The organism is Actinomycetota bacterium (assembly GCA_018830725.1).
In the GTDB taxonomy this organism is placed as follows: domain Bacteria; phylum Actinomycetota; class Humimicrobiia; order JAHJRV01; family JAHJRV01; genus JAHJRV01.
On sequence record JAHJRV010000024.1, the window covers coordinates 1 to 5,697 of the forward strand.

The window sequence follows — 5,697 nt, forward strand, 5'->3', positions numbered from 1 at the left end:
AATCTACATGAAGGTGGAAGGACTCTTGATAAGTATCTCTTATACGTTCTCAAAATGAAAATTAATACTTTCTTTCCTATATCTGAGATTATGTTAATATTTTTATTTTTATCTATTGACATTTTTCTCATAATTATTTTTTTATAAATATCCCTAACAGGATTTATGTTGTTAAACTTTCCCTAAAATTTTTAAATATATATTATGCATTATCAAGTGAACTTAATTGAGTTCGTCTTCAACTATAATTTTTGCACTTTTTAAAGACTTTATCAAAGATTTCTTAATATAATAAAAATCATGTTTTATTTCAACATTTTTCACAGAAACTACGATATCATAACCATAAAATATCTTTTTATAACTTTTCTCTATACTTCTCAGTGATTCCCTTATCCACCTCTTTATTTTGTTTCTAAATATGGCTTTCCCCACCTTAGAGCTAATGCTTATTCCCAACCTGTTTGTTTTATCTTCGTCCCTTTTTCTGTAATATATCGTAATTATTTCACCTGTAACCCTTTCTCCTTCTCTGAAAATTAAATGAAAATCCTTTTTTGATTTTAATCTTCCTATCATTAATACTGCCTATTTTTTAAACAGTTAATTTCTTTCTTCCTTTCTTTCTTCTATTCTTTATAACCGTTCTACCACCAGGACTTTTCATTCTATTTCTAAAACCGTGAGTTCTTTTTCTCTTCCTTTTCTTTGGTTGATAAGTTCTTTTCATCTTAAATACAAAGCTCATATACCCTTTTTAAAAATTTGGGTATTAGAGCTCTTCTCCTTTCTAATTGATATTTTTCTCGGAAATTTATAGATTGTATTATAACTATACCTATTTATTTGTGCAAGCAAAATATTAATTTGATTGTTTGGTAATAATTTTATTACAAAATTTTACCGTATTTTTTTATTATTTTTTTTATTTTTTATTTTTCTAAAAATCTGTTTTTTTTATTTAAATTATACTAATATCTTTTTGGTATGTTTCCAAAGGCATTTTACCCTCCCCTTATCCCCTCCCGTAAAGGGAGGGGGATCGAGTGAAAAATCTGTCCTTGGCCATCGTGTGTAAAGCCTGTCCTTGAGCGAAGTGAAGGGGGGGGTAGGGAAAAGTGAAGGAAGGAAATATAGCAAAAGCTTTTAAAATTTGTTTTTTTATTTTTTTCCTAATATTAAAAAATATTAGAAATTTATTAACAGCTGTGGAAAATCCTGTGGATATCTTTATAAAAATCCTGTTCTATTATTGTTTTGTGTTTTTCATATTTTTTTTCTTTCTTATTATTTATGTGCTAATATCTTAAAAAATTACTGTTAATAAGTATCTTAAAAAGATTTATTTTCCAAAAAATTTTGAAAACTGTTACACCTGTGTTATTATCCTATATTATAAGAGTTTTTAAATTTTTTTATATTATCTGGTGACCTATATGAGAGACTTTTTGAGACAAGTTATAGAAGAGAGAACTCTAAAAAAAGGTAAGGAAAAAATAGATGAAAAGGTCTATGAAAGTGAAATCAGACCTACTGGTAAAAAGGTTAGAATAGCCTTATATGATTCATTTGCATCTACTCCACAAATTATTGAACTAAAGGAGAATGAAATTAGAGAGTTTATGGATTTGCTTAGTCAAAAGACATATCAATATTCTCATGATCGTGGAGGTAAGATACCTTATGTAGTTATAAAAGAGATAGTGGAAAATTTAATTCATGCTAATTTTAATGATGTAGTTGTAAGTATCTATAAAGATGGGAATGTTATAAGAATATCTGATCAGGGGCCAGGAATAACTGATAAGAAAAAGGCTATCCTTCCAGGTTTTACCACGGCTAAAGATGATATGAAAAGGTATATAAGAGGTGTTGGTTCTGGACTTCCTATTGCCAAAGAAAGTATAGAACTATCCGGAGGCAGTATGAATATTGATGACAATCTCTCCTCGGGCACAGTAATAACATTATCTCTCCCAACATATGGATATAAAGATGTTGGCCCAAAAAAGGGGGGGTTAAAATCATCCCAACAAATTAGCTTGTCCAAAAGGCAAAGCAAAGTACTCTTTCTAATTACTGAATTAAGCAAAGCTGGTCCCTCAAAGGTCGCATCGGAGCTTAATATTAGTCTTTCAACCGCATATAGAGAACTTGTTTTTCTCGAAGACATTGGGTTTATAAAATCAGATAAAGGGGGGAAAAGATCTCTTACTAAAAGAGGTTTAGAATTTTTAGAAAATTTCTTTTCAACATTTAAGGTATAGGAATGAAAAAACAGGAAGATTTAGTTTGGAATAAGGTATTAGATTTAATAAAAGCTGAGTTAAATATCCCGACTTTTAAAACATGGTTTGAAAACACAAGACCTATTTCTGTGGACAATTCCACTCTCTTAGTTTCCGTTCCCAATCGGTTTGCCAAGGAGTGGTTAGAATCTAGATATCTATCTTTAATAAATAACTCAATAAAAAGAGTTACGAGTGTTTCTTGTTCTGTTGAAATTGTCGTAGATAAAAACTCCTTAGTTGATTCCCATTCTAAGCCTACTAAAAAAATACCTTTCTTTTCTAAATTCAGTAAACCTAAGATTAAAAAATACGGGGACCTTTATCCAAAATATACCTTTGAAACATTTGTTATAGGAGAGAGTAATAGGTTTGCTCATGCCGCAGCTTTAGCTGTAGCTGAGTCTCCAGCTAAATCATACAATCCACTATTTATTTATGGTGGGGTAGGTCTGGGAAAAACCCATCTGCTTAATGCAATTGGTCATTACATTAGAAATCAGTATCCAAATATTTTAGTTAAGTATGTTACCAGTGAGAAATTCTTAAACGAATTCATAAATTCTATTAGGGATGATAAGTCTAATTTGTTCCAGAAGAAATATAGAAATAATGATGTTTTATTAATTGATGACATTCAATTTTTGGGTGATAAAACGAGAACTCAGATTGAGTTCTTTCACACATTTAACGACCTTTATAACTCTAATAAACAAATAGTAATTTCAAGTGATCGTCCCCCTAATAATATCCCTGAACTGGAAGAAAGACTAAGATCTCGTTTTGAATGGGGTCTAATAACAGATATCCAGCCACCAGATCTTGAAACCAGGATAGCCATTTTAAGAAAGTTTTCAATGAGAGAAGGATATCAGATTCCTGATGGTGTTATGGAATATATCGCTGACAGAATTAAGTCTAATATAAGGGAGCTTGAGGGAGCCCTTATCAGAGTTGCTGCTTACGCATCTTTAAATAGAATCCCAATTGACATTAACCTAAGTGAAGAAGTTTTAAGGGACATCTTTCCGGAAAATTCATCTCACATTATTACAATAAATACAATTCAAAAAGAGGCTTGTAAATATTTCTCCATTCCATTGAAAAGATTTATTAGTAAGGAAAGAACTAAGGAAATTGCTCTTCCCAGACAAATAGCTATGTATTTATGCAGAGAGCTTACGGATTCCTCTCTTCCAAAGATTGGGAAGAGTTTTGGAAATAGGGATCACACCACGGTTCTGTATGCATTCTCTAAAATTAGTGAACTCTTAAATCAGGACAGGGATATCTATAATCAGATAAAGGAAATAACAAATAGGATAAAGAAGCTATAGTTAATAAATGTGTTAATAACCCAAGAAGATTCTGTAGAAAAATCTGTATATAAAAAAAATGTTTTAAAAAATGTTTAAAAGTTTATTTTACTAACTTTTTTCCTCACAGTTTGCTAACACATTAATGTTCTTTTTTATCACATACTATTTGCATTTTTAACATATTAACAATTACTATTAATACTACTACTATATTTTATATAAAATAAATAATAAGAATTAACTTTAAATCTTTAAATCTATAATTTCTTTACTTAATTATTGAAAATTATTTATAATTAAATGTAAAATAATCTTAATTTTCAATAATTAATATAAATAGTTTAATTATCAAAGGAAGAAAGGTTTACATTATGAAAGCAAGAATTGAAAGAACTGTATTTTTAGAAGGAGTTCAAATAACAAACAGAGCTATTTCTCAAAGAAGTTTATTACCCATTCTAAGTGGAATACTTGTTGAATCGGACAAAGTTTTAAACCTTTGCGCAACCGATTTAGAGACAACAATAATCACAAAAATTGATGCTAAAGTAGAGAAAAAAGGGGAAACAGTTATTCCATCAAGATTAATATTTGATATATTAAGAAATCTACCCGAGGCAGCTGTAGAGCTTGAATTCATTCCTGATAAGAGTAAGGTGGTAATCAGGTGTCAAAACTCAATATTTAATCTAAATACACTACCAGCAAATGATTTTCCTACCCCACCATCAATAATAGAAAAAAATAAATGTAGTCTTAAATTTAGCATCTTTAAAGAAACTATAAATTCTGTAATAAAAGCTGCCTCAACTGATGAAACCAGACCAGTATTAACAGGTATATTAATAAGTATTGGAAAAGATTTCTTGAAGATGGTGACGACTGACAGTTATCGATTAGCAATTAAGGGAACAAAGATAAAAGGTGGTCCAAAGGAGGAAATAAAAGCACTTGTTCCAGCAAAGGTTTTATCGGAAATAATTAGATTGCCAATAAATGATGAAGAGAACATTGAAATAGTGCTGGGAGAGAACCTCATCTCATTTGAAACCAAAGCAGCAAAGGTTATATCAAGATTAATAGCCGGGAATTTTCCAGATTATGAGCAATTATTAACTAAGGATTTTAAAACGGATTTCTTAATAAATACCCAAGAATTTGAAGATATAATAAGGCGCATATCAACACTTGCAAAGGAAGATGCACCAGTGAAATTATCAATCAATAAAAATGGATTACTTGTTTCCGCCAGCACAAGAGAAGTTGGAGATGCTGAGGAGAAAATGAAAATGAAAATAACAAAACCACCCATGGATATTGCTTTTAATCCCAAATTTTTATTGGATGGAATTTCAGTAATTGATGAGGATGAGAGTCAATTATGTTTTGTAGATTCACTAAAACCTGGTATCATAAAACCCAAAGAAAGGGATGATTATCTATATCTAATAATGCCAGTCAGGATCACATAAACTAATTTAGGTGTCTACTTTTAAACTTTAAATTTACAAAAAAGTATCTACTTTTAAAATTTAGATTACACATAAATCAATTCAGTTTGACTATCAAAGCTAAAGATGATAAAATCTCAATAATTTTTATTACCGAAAGGAGGTAGAAAGTGCAAGGATATTGTGTAAAGTGCAGAGAAAAAAAAGAAATGAGTAATGAAGAAAGAGTAGTTATGAAAAATGGAAGACCAGCAGTAAAAGGAACATGCCCAGCTTGTGGAACAAAGATGTTCAGAATTGTTAAAAAGTAGGACAAAGAAATAGGAAATTATAAAAATTAAATAATAGTAAAAAAATCCCAGAGAGATCTGGGATTTTTTATTTATGAAATTATAAATATCAAAATATCAAGAGTTTATTGCATGTAAATGTTAAATTTAATTATCTATTATTACGAGAAGTGAGCCTTCTTGTTGCACTCGGGACAGGCTTCGCAAACTCATTAATAAAATTATTTTTAAAATAATCTTAAATAAAGTATGATAATTTAATATTTTGTTATTGTAATGAAAAATTTGGAATTTTTATTGACATGACAAATTACTATAATATAATAAACTTTCATAATATTAAAAATAA

Annotated in this window: 6 protein-coding genes; 4 read left to right on the forward strand and 2 right to left on the reverse strand. The window is 29.4% G+C overall.

The window, feature by feature from the left end; all coding sequences use genetic code 11:
* Positions 1-222 precede the first annotated feature (222 nt).
* Both rnpA and rpmH read right to left on the reverse strand, forming a co-directional pair.
* Entirely contained in the window at positions 223-579 is a 357-nt protein-coding gene (gene rnpA / locus KKC53_01085) for a ribonuclease P protein component (GenBank protein ID MBU2597768.1), read from the reverse strand.
* A 16-nt stretch (positions 580-595) separates the two neighbouring features.
* Positions 596-730, reverse strand: coding sequence for a 50S ribosomal protein L34 (gene rpmH, locus KKC53_01090; GenBank protein ID MBU2597769.1), 135 nt, complete (start codon positions 728-730; stop codon positions 596-598).
* 718 nt (positions 731-1,448) lie between these two features.
* Between rpmH and KKC53_01095 the strand changes: the two genes are divergently transcribed.
* The 4 genes from KKC53_01095 to KKC53_01110 all read left to right on the forward strand — a co-directional run bounded on the left by KKC53_01095 (position 1,449) and on the right by KKC53_01110 (position 5,369).
* On the forward strand, positions 1,449-2,267 hold the full coding sequence (locus KKC53_01095) for an ATP-binding protein (protein MBU2597770.1): 819 nt from the start codon (positions 1,449-1,451) through the stop codon (positions 2,265-2,267).
* Between the two features lie 2 nt (positions 2,268-2,269).
* A complete protein-coding gene (gene dnaA / locus KKC53_01100) occupies positions 2,270-3,625 on the forward strand; it encodes a chromosomal replication initiator protein DnaA (protein ID MBU2597771.1) in 1,356 nt (451 codons plus the stop codon).
* 353 nt (positions 3,626-3,978) lie between these two features.
* Positions 3,979-5,079, forward strand: a complete 1,101-nt coding sequence (dnaN, locus tag KKC53_01105) for a DNA polymerase III subunit beta (GenBank protein MBU2597772.1) — start codon at positions 3,979-3,981, stop codon at positions 5,077-5,079.
* A 149-nt stretch (positions 5,080-5,228) separates the two neighbouring features.
* A complete protein-coding gene (locus KKC53_01110; GenBank protein ID MBU2597773.1) occupies positions 5,229-5,369 on the forward strand; it encodes a hypothetical protein in 141 nt (46 codons plus the stop codon).
* The last annotated feature ends 328 nt before the right edge of the window (positions 5,370-5,697 follow it).